40 protein-coding genes are annotated in these 24,872 nt (G+C 43.8%); 28 read left to right on the top strand and 12 right to left on the bottom strand.

The annotated features are described in order from the left end of the window. Positions 1-26 precede the first annotated feature (26 nt). Complete coding sequence (locus tag I8J31_RS04835; protein WP_199467183.1) at positions 27-989, bottom strand: DUF3530 family protein; 963 nt, start codon at positions 987-989, stop codon at positions 27-29. A gap of 86 nt (positions 990-1,075) precedes the next feature. Between I8J31_RS04835 and rpe the strand changes: the two genes are divergently transcribed. Both rpe and I8J31_RS04825 read left to right on the top strand, forming a co-directional pair. After that, complete coding sequence (gene rpe / locus I8J31_RS04830; protein ID WP_199467182.1) at positions 1,076-1,747, top strand: ribulose-phosphate 3-epimerase; 672 nt, start codon at positions 1,076-1,078, stop codon at positions 1,745-1,747. Continuing rightward, entirely contained in the window at positions 1,747-2,427 is a 681-nt protein-coding gene (locus I8J31_RS04825) for a phosphoglycolate phosphatase (protein WP_199467181.1), read from the top strand. Before rpe ends, I8J31_RS04825 begins: the two co-directional genes overlap by 1 nt. 64 nt (positions 2,428-2,491) lie before the next feature. On the opposite strand, the gene I8J31_RS04820 is transcribed toward I8J31_RS04825, so the two are convergent. Both I8J31_RS04820 and I8J31_RS04815 read right to left on the bottom strand, forming a co-directional pair. Next, on the bottom strand, positions 2,492-3,607 hold the full coding sequence (locus tag I8J31_RS04820) for a mechanosensitive ion channel family protein (RefSeq protein ID WP_199467180.1): 1,116 nt from the start codon (positions 3,605-3,607) through the stop codon (positions 2,492-2,494). A 57-nt stretch (positions 3,608-3,664) separates the two neighbouring features. Further along, positions 3,665-4,996 (bottom strand): magnesium transporter, encoded by a 1,332-nt coding sequence (locus I8J31_RS04815; RefSeq protein ID WP_199467179.1) that lies wholly within the window; start codon positions 4,994-4,996, stop codon positions 3,665-3,667. Positions 4,997-5,487: 491 nt separating this feature from the next. Between I8J31_RS04815 and I8J31_RS04810 the strand changes: the two genes are divergently transcribed. Together I8J31_RS04810 and I8J31_RS04805 are read left to right on the top strand one after the other, a co-directional pair. Continuing rightward, complete coding sequence (locus I8J31_RS04810; RefSeq protein WP_199467178.1) at positions 5,488-6,654, top strand: tyrosine-type recombinase/integrase; 1,167 nt, start codon at positions 5,488-5,490, stop codon at positions 6,652-6,654. Positions 6,655-6,751: 97 nt separating this feature from the next. Beyond that, positions 6,752-7,084 carry a hypothetical protein gene (locus I8J31_RS04805; protein WP_199467177.1) on the top strand — a complete coding sequence of 111 codons (333 nt, stop codon included), beginning with the start codon at positions 6,752-6,754 and terminating at the stop codon, positions 7,082-7,084. On the opposite strand, the gene I8J31_RS04800 is transcribed toward I8J31_RS04805, so the two are convergent. From I8J31_RS04800 to I8J31_RS04780, 5 genes are all read right to left on the bottom strand, one after another. Beyond that, complete coding sequence (locus I8J31_RS04800) at positions 7,041-7,505, bottom strand: hypothetical protein (protein WP_199467176.1); 465 nt, start codon at positions 7,503-7,505, stop codon at positions 7,041-7,043. The two genes, I8J31_RS04805 and I8J31_RS04800, sit on opposite strands and share 44 nt — an antisense overlap. A gap of 5 nt (positions 7,506-7,510) precedes the next feature. Further along, positions 7,511-7,846, bottom strand: coding sequence for a hypothetical protein (locus I8J31_RS04795; protein ID WP_199467175.1), 336 nt, complete (start codon positions 7,844-7,846; stop codon positions 7,511-7,513). Positions 7,847-7,899: 53 nt separating this feature from the next. After that, positions 7,900-8,256: a hypothetical protein gene (locus I8J31_RS04790; protein ID WP_199467174.1), complete on the bottom strand. Its 357-nt coding sequence runs from the start codon at positions 8,254-8,256 to the stop codon at positions 7,900-7,902. A gap of 55 nt (positions 8,257-8,311) precedes the next feature. Next, positions 8,312-8,572 (bottom strand): helix-turn-helix transcriptional regulator, encoded by a 261-nt coding sequence (locus tag I8J31_RS04785; protein ID WP_199467173.1) that lies wholly within the window; start codon positions 8,570-8,572, stop codon positions 8,312-8,314. Between the two features lie 115 nt (positions 8,573-8,687). Further along, positions 8,688-9,341: a LexA family protein gene (locus I8J31_RS04780; RefSeq protein WP_199467172.1), complete on the bottom strand. Its 654-nt coding sequence runs from the start codon at positions 9,339-9,341 to the stop codon at positions 8,688-8,690. An 80-nt stretch (positions 9,342-9,421) separates the two neighbouring features. On the opposite strand from I8J31_RS04780, the gene I8J31_RS04775 reads away from it, so the two are divergent. The 17 genes from I8J31_RS04775 to I8J31_RS04695 all read left to right on the top strand — a co-directional run bounded on the left by I8J31_RS04775 (position 9,422) and on the right by I8J31_RS04695 (position 18,379). Beyond that, positions 9,422-9,622: a Cro/CI family transcriptional regulator gene (locus I8J31_RS04775; RefSeq protein WP_199467171.1), complete on the top strand. Its 201-nt coding sequence runs from the start codon at positions 9,422-9,424 to the stop codon at positions 9,620-9,622. A 31-nt stretch (positions 9,623-9,653) separates the two neighbouring features. Next, positions 9,654-10,100 (top strand): phage regulatory CII family protein, encoded by a 447-nt coding sequence (locus I8J31_RS04770; protein ID WP_199467170.1) that lies wholly within the window; start codon positions 9,654-9,656, stop codon positions 10,098-10,100. A 9-nt stretch (positions 10,101-10,109) separates the two neighbouring features. Continuing rightward, the gene (locus I8J31_RS04765; RefSeq protein ID WP_199467169.1) at positions 10,110-10,289 is read left to right on the top strand and encodes a hypothetical protein; all 180 of its coding nucleotides are present in this window, start codon (positions 10,110-10,112) and stop codon (positions 10,287-10,289) included. Beyond that, the gene (locus tag I8J31_RS04760) at positions 10,286-11,239 is read left to right on the top strand and encodes a phosphoadenosine phosphosulfate reductase domain-containing protein (RefSeq protein WP_199467168.1); all 954 of its coding nucleotides are present in this window, start codon (positions 10,286-10,288) and stop codon (positions 11,237-11,239) included. Before I8J31_RS04765 ends, I8J31_RS04760 begins: the two co-directional genes overlap by 4 nt. Before the next feature lie 10 nt (positions 11,240-11,249). Next, positions 11,250-11,468, top strand: a complete 219-nt coding sequence (locus I8J31_RS04755) for a hypothetical protein (protein ID WP_199467167.1) — start codon at positions 11,250-11,252, stop codon at positions 11,466-11,468. A gap of 33 nt (positions 11,469-11,501) precedes the next feature. Beyond that, complete coding sequence (locus tag I8J31_RS04750; RefSeq protein ID WP_199467166.1) at positions 11,502-11,696, top strand: hypothetical protein; 195 nt, start codon at positions 11,502-11,504, stop codon at positions 11,694-11,696. Positions 11,697-11,721: 25 nt separating this feature from the next. Continuing rightward, positions 11,722-11,865: a hypothetical protein gene (locus I8J31_RS04745; protein ID WP_199467165.1), complete on the top strand. Its 144-nt coding sequence runs from the start codon at positions 11,722-11,724 to the stop codon at positions 11,863-11,865. Further along, positions 11,862-12,422, top strand: coding sequence for a hypothetical protein (locus I8J31_RS04740; RefSeq protein WP_199467164.1), 561 nt, complete (start codon positions 11,862-11,864; stop codon positions 12,420-12,422). Before I8J31_RS04745 ends, I8J31_RS04740 begins: the two co-directional genes overlap by 4 nt. Next, on the top strand, positions 12,415-14,175 hold the full coding sequence (locus tag I8J31_RS04735; protein WP_199467163.1) for a replication endonuclease: 1,761 nt from the start codon (positions 12,415-12,417) through the stop codon (positions 14,173-14,175). The genes I8J31_RS04740 and I8J31_RS04735 overlap by 8 nt, the downstream gene beginning before the upstream one ends. Then, a complete protein-coding gene (locus I8J31_RS21165) occupies positions 14,126-14,413 on the top strand; it encodes an ogr/Delta-like zinc finger family protein (protein ID WP_369122880.1) in 288 nt (95 codons plus the stop codon). Before I8J31_RS04735 ends, I8J31_RS21165 begins: the two co-directional genes overlap by 50 nt. A gap of 2 nt (positions 14,414-14,415) precedes the next feature. Further along, a complete protein-coding gene (locus I8J31_RS04725; RefSeq protein WP_199467161.1) occupies positions 14,416-15,348 on the top strand; it encodes a DNA cytosine methyltransferase in 933 nt (310 codons plus the stop codon). Between the two features lie 97 nt (positions 15,349-15,445). Further along, the gene (locus tag I8J31_RS04720) at positions 15,446-15,835 is read left to right on the top strand and encodes a hypothetical protein (RefSeq protein WP_199467160.1); all 390 of its coding nucleotides are present in this window, start codon (positions 15,446-15,448) and stop codon (positions 15,833-15,835) included. A gap of 49 nt (positions 15,836-15,884) precedes the next feature. After that, entirely contained in the window at positions 15,885-16,085 is a 201-nt protein-coding gene (locus I8J31_RS04715) for a hypothetical protein (RefSeq protein ID WP_199467159.1), read from the top strand. 57 nt (positions 16,086-16,142) lie between these two features. Next, the gene (locus I8J31_RS04710) at positions 16,143-16,724 is read left to right on the top strand and encodes a 3'-5' exonuclease (protein ID WP_199467158.1); all 582 of its coding nucleotides are present in this window, start codon (positions 16,143-16,145) and stop codon (positions 16,722-16,724) included. Further along, positions 16,721-17,230, top strand: coding sequence for a hypothetical protein (locus tag I8J31_RS04705; protein ID WP_199467157.1), 510 nt, complete (start codon positions 16,721-16,723; stop codon positions 17,228-17,230). Before I8J31_RS04710 ends, I8J31_RS04705 begins: the two co-directional genes overlap by 4 nt. A 304-nt stretch (positions 17,231-17,534) precedes the next feature. Further along, positions 17,535-18,065 carry a KilA-N domain-containing protein gene (locus I8J31_RS04700; RefSeq protein ID WP_199467156.1) on the top strand — a complete coding sequence of 177 codons (531 nt, stop codon included), beginning with the start codon at positions 17,535-17,537 and terminating at the stop codon, positions 18,063-18,065. Between the two features lie 41 nt (positions 18,066-18,106). Further along, complete coding sequence (locus I8J31_RS04695; protein WP_199467155.1) at positions 18,107-18,379, top strand: hypothetical protein; 273 nt, start codon at positions 18,107-18,109, stop codon at positions 18,377-18,379. Positions 18,380-18,412: 33 nt separating this feature from the next. Here I8J31_RS04695 and I8J31_RS04690 read toward each other — a convergent pair whose 3' ends face one another. Then, positions 18,413-19,279 carry a BRCT domain-containing protein gene (locus I8J31_RS04690; RefSeq protein WP_199467154.1) on the bottom strand — a complete coding sequence of 289 codons (867 nt, stop codon included), beginning with the start codon at positions 19,277-19,279 and terminating at the stop codon, positions 18,413-18,415. 122 nt (positions 19,280-19,401) lie between these two features. Next, positions 19,402-19,641 (bottom strand): BrnA antitoxin family protein, encoded by a 240-nt coding sequence (locus I8J31_RS04685; RefSeq protein WP_325101174.1) that lies wholly within the window; start codon positions 19,639-19,641, stop codon positions 19,402-19,404. 133 nt (positions 19,642-19,774) lie between these two features. Here I8J31_RS04685 and I8J31_RS04680 point away from each other — a divergent pair, with 133 nt between their 5' ends. The 6 genes from I8J31_RS04680 to I8J31_RS04655 all read left to right on the top strand — a co-directional run bounded on the left by I8J31_RS04680 (position 19,775) and on the right by I8J31_RS04655 (position 21,606). Then, positions 19,775-20,200 carry a hypothetical protein gene (locus I8J31_RS04680; RefSeq protein ID WP_199467152.1) on the top strand — a complete coding sequence of 142 codons (426 nt, stop codon included), beginning with the start codon at positions 19,775-19,777 and terminating at the stop codon, positions 20,198-20,200. A gap of 137 nt (positions 20,201-20,337) precedes the next feature. Then, on the top strand, positions 20,338-20,622 hold the full coding sequence (locus tag I8J31_RS04675) for an ArdC family protein (RefSeq protein ID WP_199467151.1): 285 nt from the start codon (positions 20,338-20,340) through the stop codon (positions 20,620-20,622). 46 nt (positions 20,623-20,668) lie between these two features. Next, on the top strand, positions 20,669-20,935 hold the full coding sequence (locus tag I8J31_RS04670; protein WP_199467150.1) for a hypothetical protein: 267 nt from the start codon (positions 20,669-20,671) through the stop codon (positions 20,933-20,935). Then, a complete protein-coding gene (locus I8J31_RS04665) occupies positions 20,925-21,128 on the top strand; it encodes a hypothetical protein (protein WP_199467149.1) in 204 nt (67 codons plus the stop codon). The genes I8J31_RS04670 and I8J31_RS04665 overlap by 11 nt, the downstream gene beginning before the upstream one ends. A gap of 102 nt (positions 21,129-21,230) precedes the next feature. Next, positions 21,231-21,404, top strand: a complete 174-nt coding sequence (locus tag I8J31_RS04660) for a hypothetical protein (protein ID WP_199467148.1) — start codon at positions 21,231-21,233, stop codon at positions 21,402-21,404. A 55-nt stretch (positions 21,405-21,459) separates the two neighbouring features. Further along, positions 21,460-21,606, top strand: a complete 147-nt coding sequence (locus tag I8J31_RS04655) for a hypothetical protein (RefSeq protein WP_199467147.1) — start codon at positions 21,460-21,462, stop codon at positions 21,604-21,606. 951 nt (positions 21,607-22,557) lie between these two features. On the opposite strand, the gene I8J31_RS04645 is transcribed toward I8J31_RS04655, so the two are convergent. After that, complete coding sequence (locus I8J31_RS04645; RefSeq protein ID WP_199467145.1) at positions 22,558-23,511, bottom strand: ketoacyl-ACP synthase III; 954 nt, start codon at positions 23,509-23,511, stop codon at positions 22,558-22,560. Positions 23,512-23,937: 426 nt separating this feature from the next. Between I8J31_RS04645 and I8J31_RS04640 the strand changes: the two genes are divergently transcribed. Further along, positions 23,938-24,132, top strand: a complete 195-nt coding sequence (locus I8J31_RS04640) for a hypothetical protein (RefSeq protein ID WP_199467144.1) — start codon at positions 23,938-23,940, stop codon at positions 24,130-24,132. Positions 24,133-24,137: 5 nt separating this feature from the next. On the opposite strand, the gene I8J31_RS04635 is transcribed toward I8J31_RS04640, so the two are convergent. Beyond that, complete coding sequence (locus I8J31_RS04635) at positions 24,138-24,872, bottom strand: DUF7217 family protein (RefSeq protein WP_199467143.1); 735 nt, start codon at positions 24,870-24,872, stop codon at positions 24,138-24,140.

Below are 24,872 nucleotides of genomic sequence, written 5' to 3'. Positions count from 1 at the left end.
TTGTCTAAGTAGATAAAGCTGAATTCTTAGGGGCTTTTGTAGAAAAGCCCTTTTTTATATTCAGGAAAAGGCTTTTGCTGGTCAACTTGACTCGTATTCTGCTTTAAAAAACCTCGTACTCGCTGGATTAATAACGGTTTACTGTCATTGCCATGCGCTCTATCTGGTTGTGCATCCAATTGAATAAAATCACCTATCGTATTTTTTCGCTGATTGGCAGCTTGTTGTCGCCATAACGCAAACTGCTGCTTGCTAGCATTATTATTAGTGTAGTAATCCAGTATAGGTTGAGGTATTTGCCTGATGAGTTGTGCTATGTCGTGATTGGGCGTTGCTTCAGGTGTTTCCATGTCGATTAAGACTAAGGCTTCGCCGCTGCTTTTGTTTTCCACTAAAAAGTTGAGGGCGTAACTGGCACCTGTTTTGTAACCAAGAAAAACAAAGCTTTCTACCTCATCGCTTTTTGCTTGAGCAATGGCAGCCTGAATTCTTGCAAAGACGATTTGTTGATTAGGAAGGCTGATTTTTTCTTTGTTATCATCGTCTTCTGTACTTATCGGTGTCACTTTTACTGGAATGGCCCGTTTTATAATGTCGGGAACCTCTATAGACAGCGTACACCAGCTATAACTTGGTAAAGCATTACGTAATGGACTGATGGCGCTAGGCCAGTTTGGGTGCTCATTGTCTGCATGTATCAAGATGACGCAGCCTTGGGTTGAGCTGGTGAGAGAGGGTTCATATAGGGCTAAAAAAGGCGTCCCGTCAGCTTCCAATGTGAGAATTTGATGTTGGAGGTTTTTTTTTGTTAAATCGGCTTCTAGTGCCTTTATTCTGGTGGCTTGCGGTGTTGGGGCGACTCGTGGAGTGTCGTTTTTATCGGTTGTTGGCGTTGTTGTATTTTGAGGTTCATCGGCTGCAAGAACAGAACTGGTGTTGACAGCCAGAGTGGTTAGCAGGGAAATAAACAGAGCATAATTTTTCTTCATTGTTTTCAATACTTCTTTTACATGCCTTGTTAAAATAGCGTCCAAATTTCAAATCTTCTTTTATTGTGTCATTGCTGGAGCCAGATATGAATGATTTTTTCATTGCCCCTTCGATCCTTTCTGCCGACTTTGCTCGTCTAGGAGAGGAAGTTGATCAGGTGTTAGCATCGGGAGCCGATATCATTCATTTTGATGTGATGGATAACCACTATGTTCCTAATCTGACGATTGGCCCCATGGTTTGTAAAGCGTTACGCAAACATGGTGTGACGGCAGATATCGATGTGCATCTGATGGTGAAGCCGGTCGACCGTATGATTGGTGACTTTATTGAAGCGGGTGCTTCGTTTATTACTTTTCATCCGGAAGCGAGTGAGCATATCGATCGTTCTTTGCAAATGATTCGTGATGGTGGCTGTAAAGCTGGGTTGGTTTTTAACCCTGCTACGCCTTTGCATCACCTCAAGCATGTTATGGATAAGCTTGATATGGTATTGCTTATGTCAGTTAATCCAGGGTTTGGAGGACAATCTTTTATTCCTGGAACACTGGATAAACTGCGTGAGGCGCGTGCCATGATAGACGCTAGTGGTTACGATATTCGTCTTGAAGTAGACGGTGGTGTGAGTGAAAAAAATATTGCTGACATTGCCAGAGCAGGTGCTGATACGTTTGTGGCTGGCTCTGCCATTTTTGGTAAAGATGATTACAAGGCTGTGATTGACGCAATGCGTCTAGAATTAGAGGGAGTTCGTTAATGAAAGTACCAAAACACTTTAAGGAATGGTTTGAAGGTTGGCCTGAGTTGGTTTGTTTGGATTTGGATGGCACTTTAGTTGACAGTGTTCCCGATCTAGCTATTGCGGTAGACGCTTTTTTAACCGATTTTGGTGTCGCTTTGGCTGGGGAAGAACGAGTTAGAGGCTGGATCGGCTTTGGGGCGTCAAAGTTAGTGGAGCAGGCGCTGCAATGGGCCAACATTGACGCTAACAAACATGAAGAAGCCTACCGTATTTTCTTGCTTCATTATCGTAATCATCTCACGAATAAAACGACCCTTTATCCTAATGTACAAGCACTACTGAAAGCTTTTAAGCATAATGGTGTTCCGGTTGCTTTAGTGACCAATAAACCGAGCGTTTTTGTGAAACCGATTCTTGATCATTTTGAGTTGACGGAGCAATTTGGCTGGTTGTTAGGTGGTGATACCCTAGAAGAGAAAAAGCCATCCGCTTTGCCTTTATTGCATTGCAGTGAATCTATTGAGGCGTTGCCAGAAAAATGCCTGATGATTGGTGACTCCATTACCGATTTTCGTGCCGCTAACAATGCCGGCTTTAAATGTGCTTTAGTAACCTATGGCTATCATCAGGGCGTCGATCTTGCTTCTTTAGGAGCCGATGCTGTGATAGATGATTTGACAGAGTTACTTGTTTAATCGAAGGTTTTGAAGCGAATTGAAAAATGCCAAACGATTTAGTTTGGCATTTTTGTTTCTGGCGTTAGTCTTTTGTATCTGAGGTAGGGCTGAGGTCAATTTTTTCGTTTGCTGCCATGTGTATGGTATGGGTCGGGAAAGCCACTTCAGCGCCATGGGATGCTATTATTTCCATGGCTTTGAATAATACGTCCTGTTTCACATTATGGTAGGTGCGCCAGTCAACGGTTTTTGTATAGGCATAGATAAAAAAGTCGAGTGAAGACGGTCCAAATTGATTGAAATTCACCATATAGGTCTGATTAGTATCTAGCTCTTCATGGTTAGCTATCATGTCTTTTATGTCAGCCAGTAGAGCGGGTAAAAGACTGAAGTCATCATAACGTACGCCAATAGTTTCATTGATACGACGATGAGTCATGCGTGAAGGGTTTTCCACAGAAATCAGCGAGAAGGTGGCATTTGGTACGTATAATGGGCGTTTTTCAAAGGTGCGGATTCGCGTCTGTCTCCATCCAATATGCTCCACGGTTCCTTCTATATTTTGATCTGGTGAGCGAATCCAGTCGCCAATGGCAAAGGGACGATCTAGGTAGACCATTAAACCGCCGAAGAAATTAGCCAGTAGATCTTTTGCGGCAAAACCAACAGCGATGCCACCAATACCTCCGAAAGCTAATACACCTGAAATACTGTAGCCAAGCGTTTGTAATACGACAAGAGCGGAGGTGATGATGACAGAAGCTCTTAATAACTTGCTGATGGCGCTGGCGGTTGTGTGATCAACTTTAGTTTTTATTTTTTCTGAGCTAGTGAGTGCAGTTTCAGATTCTGATATACAGCGCAAAACAAACCAAGTCAGTATGACGATGACCCCCACGTCACGAATCGCAGCGATTAGGGAAGAGAGTTTAGGGTCTAGCTCCGAACCGGAAATTTCAGCGGCGATAATGAGTCCGACTAACCAAATAAAAGCGCCTGCAGGTTTTTTAGCTGCTTTGATAAGCACATTGTCCCAAGGTGTTTTTGTACGAGTTAGTTGCTTATCTATGTTCATTAAAATACGGGTAACGATGAACTTTATACAAAGTGTCGCCAATACAACTAAGAATACTTTGATAATCCAGTGCATCTTGATGTCACCAAAGCCTAAATATAAATGGATCGTTTCCCAGGTCATTACGTAGTCTCTATTTTATTAATTGGTGGAAAATAAGGGGGCTTTCATTTTATTTTACTAAAGTAGCAAGATGGTGCCTAACCCTAGGAAGGCAACAAAGCCTGCAATATCTGTCACTGTTGTTAGCACAACGGACCCAGATAGGGCTGGATCAATGCGTAATTTATCCAGCAGAACAGGAATTAATACGCCAAATAGGGCGGCCATGACTATGTTCAAAATAATGGCTAAGGCAATTACTACACCTAACATTGGATTGTTAAACCACCAAAGGGTAATGATGCCAATGATTATGGCCCATAAGACGCCATTCAAACCACCTACTTTTAGTTCTTTTGAGAGCAGAGATTTTAAGTTACTTCGGGTGATTTGCCCTAGCGCTAAACCTCTTACAATGAGGGTAAGTGTTTGGCTGCCTGCAATGCCACCCATAGAAGCAACGACTGGCATTAGTACCGCTAGGGCGACGACCTGTTGCAGTGTTGCTTCAAATAAATTAATGAAGGCAGAGGCCAAAAAGGCGGTGAGTAAATTAATGCCTAGCCAGATGCCGCGATTGGCGGCGCTACACTTTACTGGAGCAAATAAGTCTGACTCTTCATTCAGGCCTGCCGTTGACATCTGCTGAGCTTCATTTGCTAGTCGCCAAGTTTCCATGGCAAGTCCTGCATGAAAACGCCCGAGCAAAACATGGTTTTCATCGACCACAGGGAGTGCTGTTAGTCCCGAGTGCTCAAGTAATTCAGAGGCCTTGGTGAGTTCTGTGTTGGCGAGAATAAAAGAACAGTCTTCATCGATTAGGTTTGAAACAGGCTCGTGATCTTGGGCTTTAAAAAGTTGCTCGAACCTTACACAACCGACCCATCGGCCAGTTCGGTTTACCAGATACACCATGTCCGTATAGTTGGGTGTTTTTTTCTTCAGCAGTCTAAGGGCTTCTGAAGCTCGAATAGATTGTGAGGCAATCAGTAGGTCATGATTGATCCAGCGACCGACTATATCATCATCGTAAACAATACCCTGTTGGTAATATTCACGTTGCTTGTTGTCCATTTGATTGAGGGCGATGTCGACCAAGCGGTTAGGCAGTGAGTCTGCTATTTCTAATAGATCTTCTGCGTCGACATCTGAAAATAACGTTTCAATTTCAATATCATCTAGTTCTCGAAGCAATAATTGACGAGATTCGCCGCGCATTTCCACTAAGATATCAAGGCGGTTTGCGTATTTTATACTTTCCCATGCCTGCTTACGTTGCGCGAGTGGTAATGACTCAAGTGCGAGTGCCACATCATCAGGCGTCAGTGCTGACATGGCTTTATTGACTGCGTCAGGCGAGTAATCGTCTTGAATTAGGGTTTCGATGAGATCTGCAATTTGGTTTTGCATAGAACATCCTTAAAACGCTAAATAATGAAGAGGTGAGTTAGTGTGAGCTATCGCCTTGTGTTTATCAAACAAGACTTTGTTTTAGCTTGCTTTTATTGACAGCTTGGTTGTTTATAACAAGAAGCTTAGCGAATGAATATGACAATACCTCTAGTTTTAGAGAAGGTGAAAGGGATTAGTGTTACAGCTTTAAATCCTTTAAAATCGACAGTCGTTTGCCATTATTTTTAAGTGTGTAGGGCAAAAAGGGTAATATTTATTGGTTTTTTAATAAAGGCCAATAAAATCAACGGGTTGGTTTTTTTAATGCTTTTGATGATCGATAACCACCATTCCCTTCTTTTTTAGTCTTTGATTGTTTCCCTTTGTTTGTGACCCCTTTGTTTATGCATGTTTAGTTGTTTTTACTTGTTTCCGTTTGTTTGTGGAAAGCTGGGCAGGGTAGGGGTAACATCGGGGGTAACTTAAATTAAAAAGGCGTTACCCCTTAGATGCTGACAGACTTAAAAATTAAAGCGCTAAAGCCAAGAGATAAGCCTTATAAGGTTTTTGATGGTGATCGTTTATATTTGCATGTACGGGTAAGTGGTAAAAAATACTGGCGGGTTCGGTTTAAGCTTCGTGGAAAAGATGGGCTGTTTACTATTGGGGAATATCCCATGGTGAGCCTTTACCAAGCGAGGCGCGAACGAGACAAAGTGGCCGAGCAAATATCCCTAGGTGTTGATCCAAACATAGAAAAAAAAGCCGAGGCGTTAAGGGAAAAGCGAGAGGATTCCAGTACCTTTTTTGCAGTGAGTGAAGTGTTTTTTGAAAAGAAAAAAGAGGGGCTTAGTGATCACTATGTCAGTCAATGGAATAGTATCATGGCTCGCGATGTTTACCCGGTCATTGGGGGTATGCCTATATCAAGAATCACCGCGCCCTATTTGCTGGAAATATTGGAAACGATAGAAAAAAGAGGGGCGCCCACTGTGGCATTATTGGCCCGTCAATTCATGGGGCAAGTGTTCCGTTATGCTGGTGCACGTTTGCTTGTTGAGGCTGATCCAACCGTGTTTTTGGCTGGCGTGATAAAACGCCCAAAAGTGCGACATAACCCACCGCTAGAAAAACCTCAGTTAATAGATTTCTTTGAAAAACTAGCCTTATACAAAGGGTTTCCGCCCACGGTTATTGCCATTAAGTTGATGGCCAACACCTTTATAAGAACAAAAGAGCTTCGTTCAATGAAATGGTCGTTTTTAGAAGGTGATACCATTATTTTTCCTGAAGAAGTAATGAAAATGTCTACAAAGCACGTTGTGCCATTATCTACCCAATCCCTAGCCTTAATTGAAGAGCTCAGAAAATACAACGGTGGGCATGAACTGATGTTTCCCAATGCGCGTGACCCGTCACGGTCTATGAGTTCAACCACCATAAATCGAGTCATTGAAAGGTTAGGGTATCGGGGGGATTTTAGCGGTCACGGTTTTAGGAGTACCGCATCCACCATGCTTAATGAAATGGGGTACAGGGAAGACTTAATCGAAAGGCAGCTTTCGCACATGGAAAGAAAGGGCCAGCGCCGCGCTTATAATCATGCCGAATACATGCCAGAGCGTAGGGCCATGATGCAAGATTGGTCTGATTTTTTGGTAAGCTTGGGCGTGTGATTCTAATAACAAGCCGCTTAAATGCGGCTTTTTTGTGTCTGAAATTTATGGTTGTGATAAGTTTGCTGTTAATTGAAATAGTTATGGAAGGGGATATATGGAGCTTCAAGCATTTTACGATAAGCTGGTTAAGCTGCAAGGTGTGGCGATATTTGATAGAGAGTTGCGAGACGATGAAGAAGGGTTACCGGCCAATAGTGTTCAAGGATTTAAGAGTACAGAAAATGGTATAGAGGCAATACTTGGTGAAGATGACGGATTGGTGATTTCGAAGGTAATTGAGGCGTTAACTGATTTTGTGAAGTTAACGCCAAAAGCCATTGTACATAGTGTTTATGAGGAAGAAGTTCTTCCTTTGAAATATGTATATGAAGACTTTCCTATATTCATTGTTGAGTTTGAGTTGCCAAAGGATTCGGAGTGGCGCTAATCAAGCTTAGATATGCGTTAGGTTGGTCGGGGTAGAGCATTATGTTTTCAATGTACTGGATGCCACGCTCTTCGGTGATCGGTGGCATTACTGTAGTTTTGAAATCCGACTTTGGAAAGGCGTCAGACAGTTGATTTTTAACGGCATCAAGTGAAGCATTTGGAACAAATAGGGCTAATTCAAACACCTTTGCTTTGTGTTTTCGTGTGGTTTTTATACGTCTAATGCCTTGCAATTGTATGTTGTTTCTTTTGCAGTACGCGCGAAATTTCCGCCATATTTTATTTATTTCATCTTCGACGCTGACACCTGAAAAATGAAAATCTTTTGTAGGTGAGAACCATGCGAAGAGTAATGTATGATATTCGCTTTGCATTGCTTTAACTCGGCTGATTAGCGTTTCTGGTTGCTGTTCGTTCATGGTATTTACCCCTCTTGATTATTTCTTAACTGTTGTTCGTATCGTTCTTTTAATTTTGGGTGTCTGTTTAATTTGTTTTTCATGGCGCCGGGTTGCCATTTCATATTGAGTATTGATTCAATATGCCGAAAGGCTTTATTTTGAAAAACTAAAGCGTTTTCCCCATGATCTAGTGCTAAATAAAAAGTGTTAATTGCCTTTTGTATGTCGTGAATTTTTGTAGAGAGCTGGGCTGCATTGGGTACGGATGTTTCAAAGTATCCGGTGCGTTCGACGGCATCGCCGCCGCATGTTGGGCATTTTGTTGTTTCGGTTTTGAATGTGATTGTCTCGATAGTCATGATATTTACTCCCCTAAGAAATTAAGCCGCTTGAATGTGGCTTTTTTGTGTTTTTAAAATGGTGCTTGTTGTGGCTCAAGGCCTGCTTGTAAGTCAGCGTTGTGAAGGGTTTGAATAACGCGGTCTAGTCCATGTTTTTGGATAAGCTTGTCTAGTGTTTCTTTTCCTTTTTCTACCGTGGCGAATTTTTTGTTAGTCACATATAGGTAATCTGCTCTAAGGCCTGTTTTTACGTCGGTTAGTACGTAGTATCTCGATTTTGAAAGGCACTTATTAATAATAAATTTCCTTTCTAAATTGCCTATGGTGGCCATAAAGGTTTGGCCTGTTACTTTCGTGCTACTTGCGGAAACAATGCCGGTGTTAAGGTCTTTGGTGAATGTTCGAATAGTGACGGTCTCAATAGCCATGTCGTTTACCTCATATCAATAAAAATTAGAGAAATAAAAAGGGCGGTGGCCCTTCTTAATGGGTGCGGCTTTTCGCGGCTTTTGCGGCTTGTTCGGCGGCTTGTTGCACTTGTTCGTCTGTAGCGGGGGTTAAGTCGTTGATCCATTGTTCAACATCGCGGCGTTTCCAGTAAGAGCCCGCCCCGACTTTTAAAAGGCGGGGGAATTCCCCATTGCTCATGAGTTTATAAATTGTGTTGCGGCTAAAGGTCGTTATTTTCATAACATCCTTGATCTTGATTAGTTCGTTTTGAGTTGTGGTCATATGGGTTGTCATCTGCTGTCTCCTGTTGTTTCCAAGTGTTAATTTTTGATAACTCTAGATGTAAAAAAATATTCTGTCAACAACAGTTAACAAAATATTTTTAGTATGCTTGGCAATTTTTTAGAGGTTATAGTTTGAGTTTTAGCTCTGTGACAACACCAACAATGCGGCAGTTGTCATTTATGTGTAACGGAGGGTAGGCGGGGTTTAGGGGTTTTAAATATTTTTGTCCGGCGTCTATCACCAGTTTTTTAAAGGTCACTTCTTCGGTGTTTTCCAGTTTTGCTACCACGAGTTTTCCGTTTTCAGGTGTCACGTCTGGATTGACTAGAATCAACATCCCTTCTGTAATGCTAAGCCCAAGCGGTGAAGCCATGCTGTCACCCACCACACGAAGCCAAAAAGCGTTTGTGCTCGTCGAATAAGACGCTATTTCCCATTCTGCCTTGTCTACAGAGGCATAGAGATCAATGGATTTATCCCAATCTCCTGCGTGAAAAGGGCTAATAATAGGTAATTTTCTGATGCTTGGCTGTTCTGGTGATGGCGTTACATTGTAGACATTTTTGCTTTCTCTGACCCCTTGCCCGTGTTGTAGCCATTCGGGTGTGGTACTTAACGCTTTGGCCAACTTAAGAAGGTTTTCGCCGTTCGGGTAATTCCTTTCGGATTCCCAAAGCGATATGGTCGCGCCGGCTATATTGAGTCGTCTGCCCAATTCCCGTTGTGACATTTGTAATTCTTTCCTTCTATGAAGGATTCGATCAGCAATAGTTTTCATATTAGAAATGTTAATTCCTATTGACATATCATTATTTGGCAATTATTGTTATCAAAAGTTAACACTGTGAGGTAAAAAAAATGCACAAACAAACCGTTATCGATTTCTTTGGCGACAATCAGTCAAAAGTTGCAAGGGCGCTGGATATTTCTAGAGCGGCAGTTTCTTGTTGGCCGCCTTTAATTCCTGAGAAGCAAGCTATGAAGTTAGAGCGCCTTACCGAAGGTCGCCTTAAATACGATGCTTCTTTGTATAGCGTTCAGCATAACCAAACCGCGTAATTAAAAAACCATTTGATTTTCTGGGGAGAAAATGACGATGCAACCAGCAATAGACCACTTTACACAGGCCGTTTATGACCTTGTTCATAAGTCGGAAATGTCTTCTACCGAGATTGCCACCACGTTGGGAATGTCGCCACAGATCTTGATAAACAAGGTCAATCCACACAATACGGTAAATAAATTAACCGTCCACGAGTTACACGCGGCCACCATCCTTACAGGTAATGACGTGGTGATTCGCGCCATGCAAGCCGAGTTTGTTTTGAGCGTGTTGAAGAATGCGCCGCCTTCCATCCTTGAAGCCATGATAAGCCAAGGTAAAGAAATTGGTGATGTGTTTGCCGCCGTGCAAGAAGCGCTTGCAGATAACCATTTATCCGAGCGCGAGCGTTCAAAAATCCTGAAAGAAATACGCGAGGCGATCAGTTCGCTTGAAGTACTGATGCAAGCCGTTGTGGCCCACGGCCGAGTGTAAGGAGGCAGCATGGCAACGTTAAAGCGTAGCGGGTGGGAAATCGTCATAGCGGAAATACACGCAAAACAAGCCAAAACCAAAGGGCCGAGCAAATGCCGAAAAGCATTGGGCGCGGTGGGAATGGGGGTGGTGCTGTTGCTTGGCAGTTATGTCGAATGGGTTATTTTTTTTCATGAGGTGAGTTTATGAGGCGGTTAAATGTAGTGAATGTTTCCGGCGGTAAAGACTCGACAGCTACTTTGCTTGTGGCAATCGAAAGGGAGGTAAAGAGCATTGTGCCTGTGTTCGCTGATACGGGGAATGAACACGAACAAACGTATCAATATCTTGATTATTTAGAAAAGCGGCTTGGTTTGAAAATAGAGCGTGTGAAGGCTGATTTTTCTAAGCAGATCGTGAGAAAGCGTACTTTGACGATGGATAAATGGCGCCAAGAGGGTGTGGAAGAACGCGTGATTGAGCGCGCTATTTCTGTCTTAGAGCCAACGGGAAACCCATTTTTAGATTTATGTTTATGGAAAGGTAGATTCCCTTCTATGAAGGCGCGCTTTTGTACGGAAGAGTTAAAGATTTTTCCCATTAATCAGTTTATTGAACCGATGTTGGGCGCTTATGAGTCTATTTATTCTTGGCAGGGGGTAAGGGCGGAAGAGTCACCAAGCCGCGCCAAAATGCCAGAAATAGAGGTCGAGTTTGGCGATATGGAGACAGGGAAAGGGATATTTAATTATCGTCCTATTTTGCGTTGGACGGCGGATCAGGTTTTTGAATTCCATAGAAAGCATGGTGTTGATTGGAATCCGTTATATGAGCAGGGAATGGGTCGTGTTGGGTGCATGCCTTGCGTTAACTGCAATAAGACAGAGCTAAGAAAAATTGCCGAGCAATTCCCCGAAGTAGTTGAGCGTTTGCGGGAATGGGAAGAGTTAGTGTCTGTTGCGTCAAAGCGTCAAAGCGCCACGTTCTTTCCTGCGGTTACTGATCCCATGGTGGATGGTGGTGAAAACATCATGTTTAGCACTCATGGAATAGACAGGATTGTTGATTGGTCAAAAACCGCACGCGGTGGCCGTCAATTCGATCTTTTAGGAAGTGGCGGTGGTTCTGTCTGTCACTCAGTTTATGGGCTTTGTGAATAAGGGAGGATTTATGTCTATCAATCACCAAGCGCGTGAAGCGCAAATCAAGCAATTAGAGGCCATCAAAAAAGACGGTGCCGTGCCTTACGACTGCATCGACTGTGGGTGGAAAGGCACAAAGCGCCAATTGGGTGGCTGGTTGGGGTTTTCGCTTTGGGTTGGTTTTTCTGAGCCAACAAGGTTTTTGTCCGAAATGCGGCCATTCTGGATTTTTAGTGTCTGGGCCTGAGTTGGACGAAATGAACAAAAGTGAGGTGGTGTAATGGGGAGAAAAATTGACTCCATGTATGAAGATTTAGTTGCAGTAGACACAATTATTTTTTCGTTAGAAAAGGAGGCGGCGCTTGATCCTGTGGGGGCAAATATTACAGCTCTACAAAAAGAGCTTAGAGGGCATCAAATGCAACTATTAAGAAATTTGAGAGACACAATCTCTATTAGGATTTCTATCGAATGAACGCCATGAACGAGGAGGACGACACATGCAAACTGCCACACCTCATGGACTTAAGCAGTCCTTTGAACAATTAACCGTGTTACTGCGGATGATGCCGCCGCAAGAGGTACGCCAAAAAATATGGCGTTCGTGGAAAGAAGAAAAAAAGACAATTGAGGCGACACAATGACAACACAACCGACACCGCTCAAAAAACCACAATCTATGCTGTTCAGCTTTACGACTACGGAATTAAACGTGCTGAAACTGATCGCCCATCATTGGCAAAAAATGTACGTGTGCCATGAAATAGACCGGGGCGAAGTCGCCGGCTATACCTTCCTTACTTTGTGGTCACCTGAATTTACCATTCAAAAACTGACAGAAACCCCCTCGTTTAAAACCGATTCCATTAGCTCTACGCGTTATGAGCTGGGCGAATTTGGCGCGCAAGTCAATGCGCCTTTATGCCGTTGGGAATTGGAAATGCTGGCCACCATGGTGCGCTATGCCGTGGAAGGGCGCTTGAATTGTTTCCTCCTGTTAGACAAGGGGCGAATGAACGACGTGATAGGGCCGTATTTAACCCAATCTTGGACCTGCAACAGCGGCGCGGCGGCGTTGGCCAATAAGGTGGACTTACTCGGCCAAGTGGCGGGCTTGTTTGAAGGCCATAGCAGTTATGAAAGTGCCATGGCTTACGTGCGCCAATACGCCCATTCGTTAATGGGGGTAGAAAATGTTTGATACACAGCCAACGGAACAGTGCCTAGTTTGGCGAGCGGAATTATTAGAAGGGGTAAGTCTTGAGGATGCCGTTGTACTGCGAAAGCGTCTTGACGAGTTAGACCTTAAAAAAGGCTATGTTGCGGCCAATACTTGGTTTCGTGGTGTCATTGAGCGTTTTGAGTTGCTGGGGAAAATATCGGTCATGCGTTCCGTGGTGGGCAAAGAATGTGACCGTTTATACGAACTAGAAACTCAAGGAAAAGAGCCAAAAGGCACCGCCATGGCGTGGTTGCGCCGCGTCGTTAAGCGTTTGCATTTTTGCGACAAAATGATAACTGAGTTTGACGGCGAACAATTGGCGCAATGGGCGTGGAAAAAGTCCAGCTACTTTGAAACCGAAACGATGGGCATCTACCTAGAAAGCGGCATAGAAGGGGTAAAAGGCTTTATCCATACCCAGCTTGTTGATGTGGGGATTCAGTTTAAAGACTGGGACGACAAAGAAAAACTATTAGGGCTGATGGCTCGAATGATCACCACAGAATGGTGGGTAAGACAGGCCAAAAGGCAGTGGGTCGTTGTAGAAGATGTGTTAAGAGAATGTGGCGAAGTGGAACGGTTCAAATCGCCTTATGTGTCTAACTGGGCATTACGAAAGGCGGAAAGACAAGCCGAAAATAACAGAGCCTTTTTAGAAGGTTGGGAAGCCATAAACGAATTGGGCCAGTCTTTTACATTGGCGCAACTATCAGAAAAGGGCGTTTCTGATCCTGATAACCGATTCGCTGAAATGGTGGTTCGGGCCAAAGGGTTGGAAGAAATAGCGGAAGAGCAAGGACACCAAGGCTACTTTATTACATTGACGGCCCCGTCTAAATATCACCCTATTTCGCAGGGGTATAGGAATAAAAAATTTTGGCGGGCGGAATGCCCTTCGGTGCGTAGCGCCCACGCATACTTAAATGGCGTTTGGCGTCGTTTTCGTGCGTGGTGTAATCGCCACGACATCCCATTTTATGGGTTAAGAACCGTTGAACCACACCATGACGGGTGCCCTCACTGGCATCTAATGTTGTGGGTTGACCCCGATCATTCACAAGGTTTTTTAAGCGCGTTTTCTCGTTATGCACTTAAAGAAGATGGGGGCGAAGCCGGGGCGAAAAAGTACCGCGTGAAAGTCAAAAAGATAGATCCGGATAAAGGGTCGGCGGTGGGTTACATCGTCAAATACATTTCTAAAAACATTCACGGTAAACACGTAGATACCGACCACGAAACGGGCCGAAGTGGCAGTGACGCGGCCAAGCGTATTGTGGCATGGGCGCGCTTAAACCGTATTCGTCAGTTTCAGTTTTTGGGCGGTGCGTCGGTGACCGTGTGGCGCGAGTTACGCAAATTCGGAAAAGACAACACCCCTGACTATTTCAAAGACATTTACCACGCGGCGAACCGTGCCGACTTTGGCGGGTTCGTCAAACTCATGGGCGGCGTATTTGCGGGTAAAAACCAAACCTTGCAAACCCATTACAGCGACGAAGTAGAAAACCAATATGGGGAAATGGTTAAGGCAGTAAAGGGCGTTAAAAGAGGAATTGAAGTGCTGATTACTCGAATTCACGAATGGACAGTACAGCGCCGGGGGGCTTCTTCTCTAGAGGACGGCGAAGCCGTCCCTTGGACTCGTGTCAATAAGTGTACGGGGCCGAATTTCGGCCCGAATTATGAACCAACCGGAAGCGGTGGAGGTGGCCAATATGTCAGTCCGGGTTAAATGTCCACGGTGTAAGGGTAAGGCGATAATCACAAACAGCAATGATCTAGCAAAAGACATAAAAGACGTGTTCTACAAGGAACTTTACGTGCAGTGCGTAGAGAAGGACGGGTGCGGCGCGCGCGCTGTTTTTGGTATGGAGTTCAAGCACTACATCAACCCGCCCCAAACTGACGTGGTTGGAATGGCGCGAAAGATCATAGAGCAAGAAGAACAACTAAGCATAAAAGGGGTGTGACCATGACGGCTTATTACAACGAATACGACCCAAAAACCGCCGCATGGCTTAGGCAACTGATCAAAAACGGCGACATAGCAAAAGGTGAAGTAGATGAAAGAAGTATTACAGACGTTAGCGCAGCGGATCTTAAAGGATTCTCACAACACCACTTTTTCGCCGGAATTGGTACATGGTCATACGCTCTTAGACGTGCCGGTTGGGGAGACGATAGATATGTTTGCACCGCCAGCCTGCCTTGCCAGCCATTCAGCGCAGCGGGTAGAGGTATTGGAAAAGACGACGAACGCCACTTGCTCCCCCACTTCCTCGATCTCGTCAGAGAGTGCGGCTTTAACACAATTATTGGGGAGCAAGTGCCAGGAGCAATTAAACATGGATGGCTTGACGATTTATACGATGAAATGGAGCGTGAAAACTACGCCGTCGGGTCGGCAATTATTACAGCAGCAGGCGCGGGTAAAGCCCACGTCAGGCAAAGACTCTACTGGGTTGCAGAAAGCAGGTTTCCCCACGCCCAAAGTGAGAGACATGAAGGGCGGGTATCAGGGGGGGGGCGAATTCGCCACGGGAAACTATCGACGGATTCATTGGATGTAGTGGCTCAAATAACGGGATGGCCCACGCCATTGGCGAGCGACAAGCGAGGGAGCGCGGGGAAGGGGAAAATGGAAATGCCGAATGTTGCCAAAATGGCGGGATGGTCAACTCCAACGGTAACGGATGCGAGGCGAGGAGTGAAACCGCCACGGCCACAGGACACAGGAATACCACTGACCCAACAAGTGGGAATGATCGTGAACCTATCGACTGGCTCTACTGTGCCGACGACAAATACAGGCCAATTAAATCCGGCATTAAGCCGTTGGTTGATGGGGTTGCCAGAGGCGTGGTGTATTGCCGCGATGCAATCGACCCAAACAACAGCGGAATAAACCGAGCAACCAGAATAAAAGGCTACGGTAATGCGATCGAGGCGGAAACCGCCACCCGATTTATAAAAGCCTACATGAGCATAAAAGAGGTGTGAGCGTGGACGCTAAAACCAAACAAGCCAAGGCTGACAAAAAGCGCGAGCAAGACAAAGAGCGCCAGCGGGCCAAACGCCAGCGCGACGCGCAAAAAAAATCCGAGCTCGGTATTCACGAATACCGAGTTCCCTTATCACAAACAGAGTCTGAAATGCTGGACGAACTGTGCGCCTATCGTGGCGGGGCCAAGCCATACGACGCGGCGGAATTTATCGCCACGCTGATACGACGTGAAAAGCAGCGGGCAGACGAAGAGAAAAAGCACCTAGGCACCTGCGATTTTTGCGGCGAGCCCTTGCCCATGGGTTGCAAAAATGGCCTAGGCATACCGAGACTAAAAGGCGTGGGGGAATGCTTCTACACGCGAGAGGAACGAAAACTAAGACTTTAACCAAACGCGTGACACGTCACGTTTTTAAAAATTAACACTGGGGTGAAATATGTTGGATGTTAAAAAGATATTTTTCGAGCGCTGCTTTTGCATGTTCGATGTTTTGGTTTTGCAAATTCTGTATGTGGGAATGGTTCAACTCAGCCAGCTTGGTTTGGGGATTGTAGAAAGGTTCTTTATTTCTTTAGTGTGCTGGGTCGTTTTAAAAATAGTAATTGAACTCATTAGAGAAAAAGTAGGGGCTGAGTAAAAGCCAAACGCGTGACACGTCACGTTTTTAATTTTTAACATAAACGGGGAATACATTATGAAAGTTATCGTTACAGACATCGAAACAAAAGACACACTACAAACGGCGGTGATACTGTCCATTGGTGCCGTGGTAGTGGATACCGACACGCTAACTATAGGGGAAACGTTTTATTGTGTTATGGATGAAAACCAGCCGGGGCGAACAGTGAGCGAATCAACCATGGTATGGTGGGAAAAACAAAAAAAAGAAAACCCAGAAGCGTGGAGTGCGGCGTTTCCTCGCTATTCAATGACATTTTTAAAAGAAGGGTTAAACATATTTAAGGAATGGATAGAGGAAACAGGAATCAAACGACCACAAGTGTTCGGCAATGGGCCAGAGTTCGACAACATGATATTAGAACACGCCTTTAAAACCGAATTGGGACGATCCGCCCCGTGGGATTTTGGATCGAATCAATCCATTCGCACCGCTGTGTTGTTTGGTCGTGAATTACTCGGCATAAACCCTAAATATGAACTGTCATTTGAGGGGTGCCAGCACATAGCCATAAGCGACGCCCTGCACGAAGCGAGAACACTCATTGAAATATTAAAAGCATTCAAAGGGGCACTAAAAACCGAGGTGGCCGCATGAACAACCTAGAAACCGCCATAGAGCAAGCCCAAAAAATCACCCTAGGCCAAATCGACAACGGCACCCTAGCCACCGCCGTAACCTGTGCGGAAACCCTCGCCATTGCCCGCCATGGCCGTGTAGAAAGCTACGTGATACCAAAGCATGTTATTGATGATGTGCTTTTAAAAATGGCTGTTATGGACTGCGATAACAAACGCCTATTAGGCGAGCGGGTCGCGGAATCTATTGAAGAACCATACGTCCCCCGCCGTGTGGATTTTAAAACTTGGGTTGGTGAGGAAACGGGCACTTATGAGGGCTTTGTTATGCCGCATGTATTTGATACGGCGCAAGAAATGGAAATAAGCCGCCGCATTAGGGCGGTTAAAGATGGGCAGAAGGCGGACTGGGGTTTACTACTTGATATTTGTCGGAGTTTTGAACCAGTACAAACGCCCCGTTGCCGTTATTGCTTAGATCCAAACTGCCAACGTGATGACCATTGTCTTTTTGATCGTTGTTAAGCGTCCCATAAACACCCAAAAACAAAGAGACATTGACAGAATGAAAACACGAGGACTATCATTACCGTGCGCTGGCAAAATCCAGCACTCGGAATTGACGTTCTGAAACTCATTGGCGGACACGCCGCATCCCAGCGGTTTTTTTTGTGTCTATTGCATAGTTATGCCCAGTTATGGGTGAGGCTGTGTGGGGAGCTTTATGCTCACCGGTTGCCTTTGAGCCGGTACGTCAATCCACATGGTCTTGCCCACCTTAATTGACGTTGAGGTGGCAAGAAAAGCCAAAACTCAAAGGTGTTTTACTATGAATAATCTTACTATCCTTTCTAATAATGTTCGTGTTCAAGACGGGCTGTATTCTTTAAATGACCTTCATAAAGCTGCCGGTTCGTTGAATAAGCATAGCCCACGTTATTGGTCTAATAACGAACAAACAAAAGAGTTGGTTAAGGAAATTGAAAAAGACGGAATCCCGTCTATTGTTCGAAAGCAGCGCCAAGGCACTTGGGCATGCAAAGAATTGGTCTACGCTTATGCTATGTGGATCAGTGCTAAATTCCATCTTCACGTTATCCGCGCCTTTGATAAAGCGCAAAGCCTACCAATCGAACATAACAGCCAGCAAGCCGACAAACTCCAACTGATCAACACCATGACCCAATCCATGGGCTTAGAAGAAGACGTGGTGATACTGCCCACCATCGACGTAATGAAAATGGTGCAAACCATACGCGGCTACCAACAAGCCGCCGACTTGCTAAAACAAAACCCCACATGGATCCACGACACCATAGAACGGGTAAAAACCACCACGGGTAGGAATGTCGATTTATAACGAAAAAGACTAAGATGGATTAATAAAAATAGGGGTGATCTATGAACGCTAAAAACGAATTGCACGTATTAAAACTGGCGGCGGGAGAGTGGGAAGGCATAGCCTTTCTGAAAGGTGAGCAATTACCAAGATGTACCAGCCGTGAAGAAATGCACGAGGAATTTATTAAAACGGGTTTGATGACTATCGATTCAATCCCTATGCAAAGTGATGGCAGTAATTACGCTTATTTTCTAACCCAATCAGGTCGAGAAAGATTAGAGAAACTTAGAAAAGATGCAGGTGAAGAAAAGCCGACATTTGAGATTTTTTAAATAAAAAACGCCCCATCATTGGGGCGTTTTGGTTTAGGTGAGCGTTAGCCACATTTTTTCCGTCAATATAATAAGCGGGTGACCGCCTTCCCTGAGTTCCACGGCCTTTTGTATCTTGCGGCCAAAACTGGTGTGCTTCCAATCGGGGGCGACTTGAGTGCCAATAATCACATAGTCAATCGATTTGCTGGGGTCTTTGCGAGTGATCGCGCCAAGATTATTGGCGATGGCTTCCACCTCTTTACGTGACCCTGTGTTGAATACTCCTGTAAAGCAGATCCGCGCCCCTGTGTGATCCATAGAATCAATATTGTCCGCGATATTATCCATAGGGTGGGCGTCAGCGGAGCCTGTTTCTAAAAATCGTATGCCTGCGGTTTGTTTTAAACAGAGTAGTAGCGCGTCTTCATCGTCTTGAGTGACGTGATCCCGCTTTGAAAAATCAATCACGTTAGCAATGACGTTCTTTACAGCGACTTCTTCCATCACGTCGGCATGGTTGTTTATCCATTCCACAATGTAGGCAAACTCTTTTTCGTTAATTTGATCGTCCGCAACAACACCACTGATTAAGCCTAGAAACTCGTTAACATAATCATCAACGGTGACCGTTGAAAAGGATCGATATTCGATAATGTCAGTAATTAACGTGTTTAAATCGTCCAGTTCATCCGCCGTAAATTTACCGTCTTCTAGCGCGCTTTGGATGGCGTCTAATAAATCCACCACGTCGGGGTCGTCACGTAATGGTTTAGAGTCTAACAGCCAAGTGTTTAGATAGAGGGCTTCAAGACTGTTTAAAACGGTGTCGGCAACAATGCCTTGCAAAATGCCCTTAAGCGAGTAAATGGCTTTTTTCTTATTGCTGGCGAGGGAGTAATTCGGGGTGATTGTGTCCATGGTCTATTCCTTTTTGTGATCCATGCTTAGGAATATAAAGGAATTTTAAAAGCGTGACACGTCACGCTTTTAAAAAATGGCAAGCCATAGAGGTACAAACGCCCCAATGACGGGGCGTTTTATTATTGGTGTGAATCCACGTATTCTTTAAGCGCTTTATCAATACGGGACTGCCAGCCTTTGCCCTCGTTCTTGAAATAGTCCAGCACATCAGGGCTTAAGCGGATCGTTGTAGACACCTTTGGGTTATCTGATTTTGGCCGTCCACGGGTTTGCGCCGCGACAATAGCGGGTAACACCTCACTCGCGGGTTTTACCTCTCTTTCTTCATGCTTTTTATTGTAGTAACAAAATAAAAAAATAAAAAAATAAATATTTTTTGTTGATACGATAAATTTAAATAATTTTAGGGGAATGCTTGTATTTGTATGTAGGACGTCCTACAATTATCTTGTGGTTAGGGGATAGGCTCTTAACCGAATCAAAAAGGTGATTATGATGTCTTTACAAAGAATCCGCAAAAACTCTACCAAGAAAATACAAACCTTAGTTAATAAGGGCCAAGGTATTATTTTTCACAAAAAAACGAGCCGAATGATAGAAGACAGTATAGATAGTGATCATTCTGTTGCTGTTGCGGCGGATGTTATGGCGTGGTTGGCTGATCCTAAAAACTATGAAGACGCTAGAATTTGGTTAGATGGAAATGAATTAAGAGTAGGTGGTCAGTATTATTTTCAGGACTCTTTTTATATTTACTTTAATAAAGAAGATTTTGAAGGTGAGTTGAATAGGTTGGACGAGTTGGACGGAATAAAACGACCTGTTCAGGTGGAGGCTTCGACATTAATGACTAAAAATAGCAATGTGGTTTATCTTACGGATTACGTGAAAGCGATGAAGGTAGGAAAAACTTTATAGTTTGGATATAAGCCGCCCTTGTTTGGGCGGTTTTTTTTTTACTTTATTTTGAAAAAGTCCTTGCATTAACATGTAGGACGTCCTACAATCATCTTGTGGTTAGGGGATAGGCTCTTAACCGAATCAGAAAGGTGATTATGATGGAAAATTTCAATGTTGTTACTCACGGCGTTTACTCTACACAAAACCAAAAGTTCCTTGAAGAACATAAAGTTAACTTTGGCCTAGAGTCTAGCCAGTGGGCAGGGTTTCACCAGTGGAAAGAAGCAGGGCGCAAAGTAAAGAAAGGCGCGAAAGGCTGCAAGATATTCATGGTATGCGACAAAAAAACAGGCGACAAAACCAAGGAAGGAAAAGACGACAAAAAGAAAGTGTTAAAAGCGCTTTATGTCTTTAACATAGAGCACACAGAAGCGATTTAATAAAAGCGCGGGGGAGAGATCCCCCGCCACCAATGAGGTGGCAAACATGATATTTTTTATAGACACACAAGATCAAACCGTGACCGCCCATAAAAAAATGGGGGAAGCCGCGCGAGCCGTGCTGGAAAAGTTAGGTGTTACCTGTGGCGCGGGCAGTGATCCGGTAAAAACCGCCTACGAGGCATTAGGGGAAAGAGGGGTGATGCAGAATCTTTCTCAAGCGTTCGAGAGTATCGCAGAAAGTGACGACCAAGCCGCGCAAGAACTGGCCTTACAAATGAAACAAGCGGTAGATACATTGTATGGAAACTGAAAAAAGCCCAGCGCAAATAAAGCGGCGTAAAGCGCAAGATGAAAAGAGAGCAACACAGCCGAGATTACCAAGCGCTAGAATTAGCCAAGACGAGGCCGATTTGTTGGAGCGGGTAAAAACTTTGTCAGGTTTGAGTTATAAAGATATGATCTTAATCGCCGTGGCGGATCTAGAAAAAAAGTTAAATGAATAGGAAATAAAGGTATTAGGGTGTTGTTTTAATCTGTAGGACGTCCTACAATATAATCATGGTTGAGGGATAGGCTCTTAACCACTCAAGGAAAAGGTGAATGAAATGGCTAATCTAACTGGTTTTGCAGAAGCGTCATACAATAATTTGACAGTCGAAGAAATGAGAAAGGCTATAGAGAATGATTATTTTGAGCCAGACGCAAAAGAGTGGAATATAACTGAACAGGAATGTAAAGAAGCTCTTGAAGTTGCTATACGTGAGAAATTGAAAGATTAAGGAATTTAATAAAAAGCCCTCCACGAAGAGGGCTTTTTATTGGGAGAGAAAACAAATGCACATCATAGAAAACGACAACGCCGAAGTAAAAAAGACGTTGGTTCTAAATCCGAGTGAGGCGTGGGAGATTGTCGAGCATCTTCAACATCAAATTAAAGAAGGCCGTGAATCCATCGAAATTGCCATTGAATATGACAAATAGTAAAAATTATAAAAAACCGCTTTTATAGCGGTTTTTTTTTGTTCGGATCTACCTAATTTTTTTGATTCTTCCGACTTAAGCTGCTTTCTGACATGTTGAGCCTACGTGCGGTTTCTTTTTGAGAATTGGTGTGGTGGTATGTGTTCTTGATAACTAGTATTTCTATCTCTTTTAGTAGTGATTTCATGTCCACATATTCCCCTACCGACGGGCGTGATAGTCTTTCCATTAAATCTTTTAATGCTAAATGATGGGTGCGCTCTGATGAGAAAGGTACGAGCTTCATCATAGAAAATAACTTGTGTTTATCACTTAACGTAATAAAAATAAACAGCATTAGGCATGTTGCGAGCGACAAATACCCCGCCATGCTTACTTTATAGCCGAGGTGCATTAGAATAATTAATATAATGGGCATGGTAATAAAAGGAATAAAAGCAAAAAGGGCTACGCGGCAATGTTTCTTTATATGTGGGTTTTTTTGATTAAATGCATTTTTTATCAAGAGAGAAAGAGAAAAGATCAAACAAAATAAGATATACAGTTGGAATATAAAATAATAGTCGCCAGCGACCCTAGTAATGGACTGATTGGGTAAAATGCTAAAGTCGGAGATAATATAGTCTGTAAAAGAAATGGTGGCAGACAGTAGAGCGGCGATGAGTGGTGATAGATGGCTTTTTGTAAAGTTAGCACTTTTGGTAATTTCGGAGCACGTTATCAGTAAATATAGGGATGTAAATACGGCTGAACAGTAGTATAGCTTTAGAGTTAAAAGGTCGTGCCCGATCCGAAAAAATGCGACAAGCTCGAAAAGGTTAAGAAAGAATGTCGAAATCAGGAAAAGGAAAAAATACGTCTTTTTATGGACGTTTGAGTAGAAAAATAAAATGCACTTAATAAGTAGTGCAAGAGATGATGGTAACATCCATGTCATTTTTTTTGTTCCTATTAAAACGTCAAGCCTGTTTGACTAATCGTGAGACCACTACCGGCCCCTCCAATTAGTATTTTATCACCACTTTTGTATTTTATATTATGCAGGTTTATGGGGATTGTTGCAGTGGTGATATTTCCGAGTTTCTTGTAGGAAATTGGCGCTATGCTGTGTGGGACATTTGCCATGGTTGACATACGTTCGTGAGGCTTTTTACCGACTTGGTGGCATACAAAATAATTAATGTCTGTTGGGTGCCAGTTTAACGCGGCGTATGTTTGGTTAATTAATGATTGGTGCAGTTTGACCATAACTGAGCTGATTTTACCCATTACCATTTGCCCGTCATATCCACCATCTTTGTTCGTGCTGATTTTACATAAATTTGCGTGTTTCGCATTAGTGTAAAAATTGTAATACTGAAAACCGTCTGTGCCGTTTTTAGGGGTTAATATTATAGCGGCGCCGGCATCTCCTAGGGTGAGCGCACCTATTTCGTTTTTTACTGATGCTTTTTTGTTTTTCAGTTTGTCAACATAGTGAAAAGTGATGTCCGTGGATATTTCCCCTGTGACTACTAGGACATGAGTCGCATCGCTGCATTGCATGAGATTGTCTGCTAGTAGGATGCCATTCATAAAACCATGGCAGGCGTTGGACACATCAAAGCAAATGGCATTAGTACAACCTAATTCATGCTGTACCTTATGGGCAATGCTCGGCTCTATCCATTCTCGACTGATGCCGCAAAAGATCACCACATCTATTTCACTAGGTTGTACGCCACTGTCTTTTAATGCGTTCTCCGCCGCTTTAATTGCCAATAAACTGGGTAAGTCTCCGGTGGTGGCAACACGCCTTTCTTCTATGCCACACACTTCATCTAACCAATTTTCAGGAATTCCATAATTAGATTCGGATTTGATTTCTCTCATCAGCTCTTGAGAAGTTACGATTTGACTGGGCAAAAAGGTTCCTATTCCTGAAATTTTACAATGACCTTTGATAAGCATTTTGAAATCCTTTGTATACGTGCAACATTGCACCCCTAAATCTAACTCCCTTAACTTTGTGAAAAACAGCGAATGTGCTCGATATAATGGCTGGGGTGAAAATAAAGTACGAATTGCAGAAGTGGGATTGCCAAAAAACACGAATTGCAAAAGTGGGATGGTTTAAATAGGCATATTTCAGGATTAGAGTGTTGTATTTAACTCGTTGTCTCGTAAACGTTATTTATGGGATATTGTTATTTTTGAGGGCGCAGAATTGCAAGTGTTTTTTAGCGATAAAAACCTTTTGACACCACGATTTTTTGCTTATTTACTGATGGAAAGAGGAGAAAAACCCGCCTTGGGAAAGGGGTATTAATGAATAAGCGGAGGGGAAACGGAATGACGAAAAATACGAGAATAGAAGGAAAAGACGCGGATTGGGTAATAGTGCCGGCAGGGCATGTGATGGAACTAATCGGTTTGGTCAGATATTACCAAGGGCAAGTTAATCACATGAAAACCGTGGGGGATTCAGCAGATGCCACGCTCGAAAAAATCAAAGCGTCTTGTGATCGGGACTTTGGCGATGGGTGATTGTGCTATCCCAATACCTCTTTTACCTCGTCTATCCCAAAATCATCAACCAGCACTTTGCTAAGTTCGGGTCCTGCAAGCTGTACTAAAAACGGTCTTACACAGGGGTCGTTTATTAGTCCTTCCACTTGTGCCGACTTTGCCATTTGGTGAAAAGAGGTGTACATATTTTCTACCATTCGCGCCTCGTTGCTGATTTTGCCTAGTAGTGCGGTTAGGCTGCTGGCAAGTTCGGCGGTTACTTTGTCGAGCAATGCTTCAAAAGGTTCTAGTTCCATTGTGCCGCCATCAAAAGCGGCTATCCCGTCTTCTAGCTCGTCCATGATGGACGTGGACGCGGCCAATAAACTATCTGTTGCCCCCGATAAAGTACCCGCTATGGTATTAATGTTTGCACAACTTTCTGGTACATCGCTTATATAGCTGTCTAGCCCTTTGACCGCGCTCGCTACTTGCATGTCATCAAGCAACGAATCAAGCCGCTTTTGTACGTGTGCGTTTAACGTGTTTGCCCCTGTTCCGTAATTTAACAAGGCATTTTGGCAGTTTGTCACCTTGGTTTCGTCGGGTAGGGTTGGGTCTATGATTATTTGTTCTTCAAACGGTAAATACTTATCTAGCTTTATGCGAAGTTGTGCGGCTTGGGTATTGGTGGCCGTGGCTTTACTGGTGGTCAAACTGGTAAATGCATTGCCAGCACCAAGCGCATTAAATAACCCCTTGTTTACATCGAATGCCAT

Source organism: Marinomonas transparens (assembly GCF_016463975.1).
Classification (GTDB): Bacteria; Pseudomonadota; Gammaproteobacteria; order Pseudomonadales; family Marinomonadaceae; genus Marinomonas; species Marinomonas transparens.
The sequence above is the reverse complement of the archived record's forward strand: the minus strand, read 5'-3'. Positions and strand labels throughout refer to the sequence as shown.

What these genes read in the sequence shown, in the direction of transcription:
- I8J31_RS04835 (WP_199467183.1), bottom strand. Translation starts at nt 989, where the DNA reads ATGAAGAAAAATTATGCTCTGTTTATTTCCCTGCTAACCACTCTGGCT.
- rpe (WP_199467182.1), top strand. Translation starts at nt 1,076, where the DNA reads ATGAATGATTTTTTCATTGCCCCTTCGATCCTTTCTGCCGACTTTGCT.
- I8J31_RS04825 (WP_199467181.1), top strand. Translation starts at nt 1,747, where the DNA reads ATGAAAGTACCAAAACACTTTAAGGAATGGTTTGAAGGTTGGCCTGAG.
- I8J31_RS04820 (WP_199467180.1), bottom strand. Translation starts at nt 3,607, where the DNA reads ATGACCTGGGAAACGATCCATTTATATTTAGGCTTTGGTGACATCAAG.
- I8J31_RS04815 (WP_199467179.1), bottom strand. Translation starts at nt 4,996, where the DNA reads ATGCAAAACCAAATTGCAGATCTCATCGAAACCCTAATTCAAGACGAT.
- I8J31_RS04810 (WP_199467178.1), top strand. Translation starts at nt 5,488, where the DNA reads ATGCTGACAGACTTAAAAATTAAAGCGCTAAAGCCAAGAGATAAGCCT.
- I8J31_RS04805 (WP_199467177.1), top strand. Translation starts at nt 6,752, where the DNA reads ATGGAGCTTCAAGCATTTTACGATAAGCTGGTTAAGCTGCAAGGTGTG.
- I8J31_RS04800 (WP_199467176.1), bottom strand. Translation starts at nt 7,505, where the DNA reads ATGAACGAACAGCAACCAGAAACGCTAATCAGCCGAGTTAAAGCAATG.
- I8J31_RS04795 (WP_199467175.1), bottom strand. Translation starts at nt 7,846, where the DNA reads ATGACTATCGAGACAATCACATTCAAAACCGAAACAACAAAATGCCCA.
- I8J31_RS04790 (WP_199467174.1), bottom strand. Translation starts at nt 8,256, where the DNA reads ATGGCTATTGAGACCGTCACTATTCGAACATTCACCAAAGACCTTAAC.
- I8J31_RS04785 (WP_199467173.1), bottom strand. Translation starts at nt 8,572, where the DNA reads ATGACAACCCATATGACCACAACTCAAAACGAACTAATCAAGATCAAG.
- I8J31_RS04780 (WP_199467172.1), bottom strand. Translation starts at nt 9,341, where the DNA reads ATGAAAACTATTGCTGATCGAATCCTTCATAGAAGGAAAGAATTACAA.
- I8J31_RS04775 (WP_199467171.1), top strand. Translation starts at nt 9,422, where the DNA reads ATGCACAAACAAACCGTTATCGATTTCTTTGGCGACAATCAGTCAAAA.
- I8J31_RS04770 (WP_199467170.1), top strand. Translation starts at nt 9,654, where the DNA reads ATGACGATGCAACCAGCAATAGACCACTTTACACAGGCCGTTTATGAC.
- I8J31_RS04765 (WP_199467169.1), top strand. Translation starts at nt 10,110, where the DNA reads ATGGCAACGTTAAAGCGTAGCGGGTGGGAAATCGTCATAGCGGAAATA.
- I8J31_RS04760 (WP_199467168.1), top strand. Translation starts at nt 10,286, where the DNA reads ATGAGGCGGTTAAATGTAGTGAATGTTTCCGGCGGTAAAGACTCGACA.
- I8J31_RS04755 (WP_199467167.1), top strand. Translation starts at nt 11,250, where the DNA reads ATGTCTATCAATCACCAAGCGCGTGAAGCGCAAATCAAGCAATTAGAG.
- I8J31_RS04750 (WP_199467166.1), top strand. Translation starts at nt 11,502, where the DNA reads ATGGGGAGAAAAATTGACTCCATGTATGAAGATTTAGTTGCAGTAGAC.
- I8J31_RS04745 (WP_199467165.1), top strand. Translation starts at nt 11,722, where the DNA reads ATGCAAACTGCCACACCTCATGGACTTAAGCAGTCCTTTGAACAATTA.
- I8J31_RS04740 (WP_199467164.1), top strand. Translation starts at nt 11,862, where the DNA reads ATGACAACACAACCGACACCGCTCAAAAAACCACAATCTATGCTGTTC.
- I8J31_RS04735 (WP_199467163.1), top strand. Translation starts at nt 12,415, where the DNA reads ATGTTTGATACACAGCCAACGGAACAGTGCCTAGTTTGGCGAGCGGAA.
- I8J31_RS21165 (WP_369122880.1), top strand. Translation starts at nt 14,126, where the DNA reads ATGAACCAACCGGAAGCGGTGGAGGTGGCCAATATGTCAGTCCGGGTT.
- I8J31_RS04725 (WP_199467161.1), top strand. Translation starts at nt 14,416, where the DNA reads ATGACGGCTTATTACAACGAATACGACCCAAAAACCGCCGCATGGCTT.
- I8J31_RS04715 (WP_199467159.1), top strand. Translation starts at nt 15,885, where the DNA reads ATGTTGGATGTTAAAAAGATATTTTTCGAGCGCTGCTTTTGCATGTTC.
- I8J31_RS04710 (WP_199467158.1), top strand. Translation starts at nt 16,143, where the DNA reads ATGAAAGTTATCGTTACAGACATCGAAACAAAAGACACACTACAAACG.
- I8J31_RS04705 (WP_199467157.1), top strand. Translation starts at nt 16,721, where the DNA reads ATGAACAACCTAGAAACCGCCATAGAGCAAGCCCAAAAAATCACCCTA.
- I8J31_RS04700 (WP_199467156.1), top strand. Translation starts at nt 17,535, where the DNA reads ATGAATAATCTTACTATCCTTTCTAATAATGTTCGTGTTCAAGACGGG.
- I8J31_RS04695 (WP_199467155.1), top strand. Translation starts at nt 18,107, where the DNA reads ATGAACGCTAAAAACGAATTGCACGTATTAAAACTGGCGGCGGGAGAG.
- I8J31_RS04690 (WP_199467154.1), bottom strand. Translation starts at nt 19,279, where the DNA reads ATGGACACAATCACCCCGAATTACTCCCTCGCCAGCAATAAGAAAAAA.
- I8J31_RS04680 (WP_199467152.1), top strand. Translation starts at nt 19,775, where the DNA reads ATGATGTCTTTACAAAGAATCCGCAAAAACTCTACCAAGAAAATACAA.
- I8J31_RS04675 (WP_199467151.1), top strand. Translation starts at nt 20,338, where the DNA reads ATGATGGAAAATTTCAATGTTGTTACTCACGGCGTTTACTCTACACAA.
- I8J31_RS04670 (WP_199467150.1), top strand. Translation starts at nt 20,669, where the DNA reads ATGATATTTTTTATAGACACACAAGATCAAACCGTGACCGCCCATAAA.
- I8J31_RS04665 (WP_199467149.1), top strand. Translation starts at nt 20,925, where the DNA reads ATGGAAACTGAAAAAAGCCCAGCGCAAATAAAGCGGCGTAAAGCGCAA.
- I8J31_RS04660 (WP_199467148.1), top strand. Translation starts at nt 21,231, where the DNA reads ATGGCTAATCTAACTGGTTTTGCAGAAGCGTCATACAATAATTTGACA.
- I8J31_RS04655 (WP_199467147.1), top strand. Translation starts at nt 21,460, where the DNA reads ATGCACATCATAGAAAACGACAACGCCGAAGTAAAAAAGACGTTGGTT.
- I8J31_RS04640 (WP_199467144.1), top strand. Translation starts at nt 23,938, where the DNA reads ATGACGAAAAATACGAGAATAGAAGGAAAAGACGCGGATTGGGTAATA.
- I8J31_RS04635 (WP_199467143.1), bottom strand. Translation starts at nt 24,872, where the DNA reads ATGGCATTCGATGTAAACAAGGGGTTATTTAATGCGCTTGGTGCTGGC.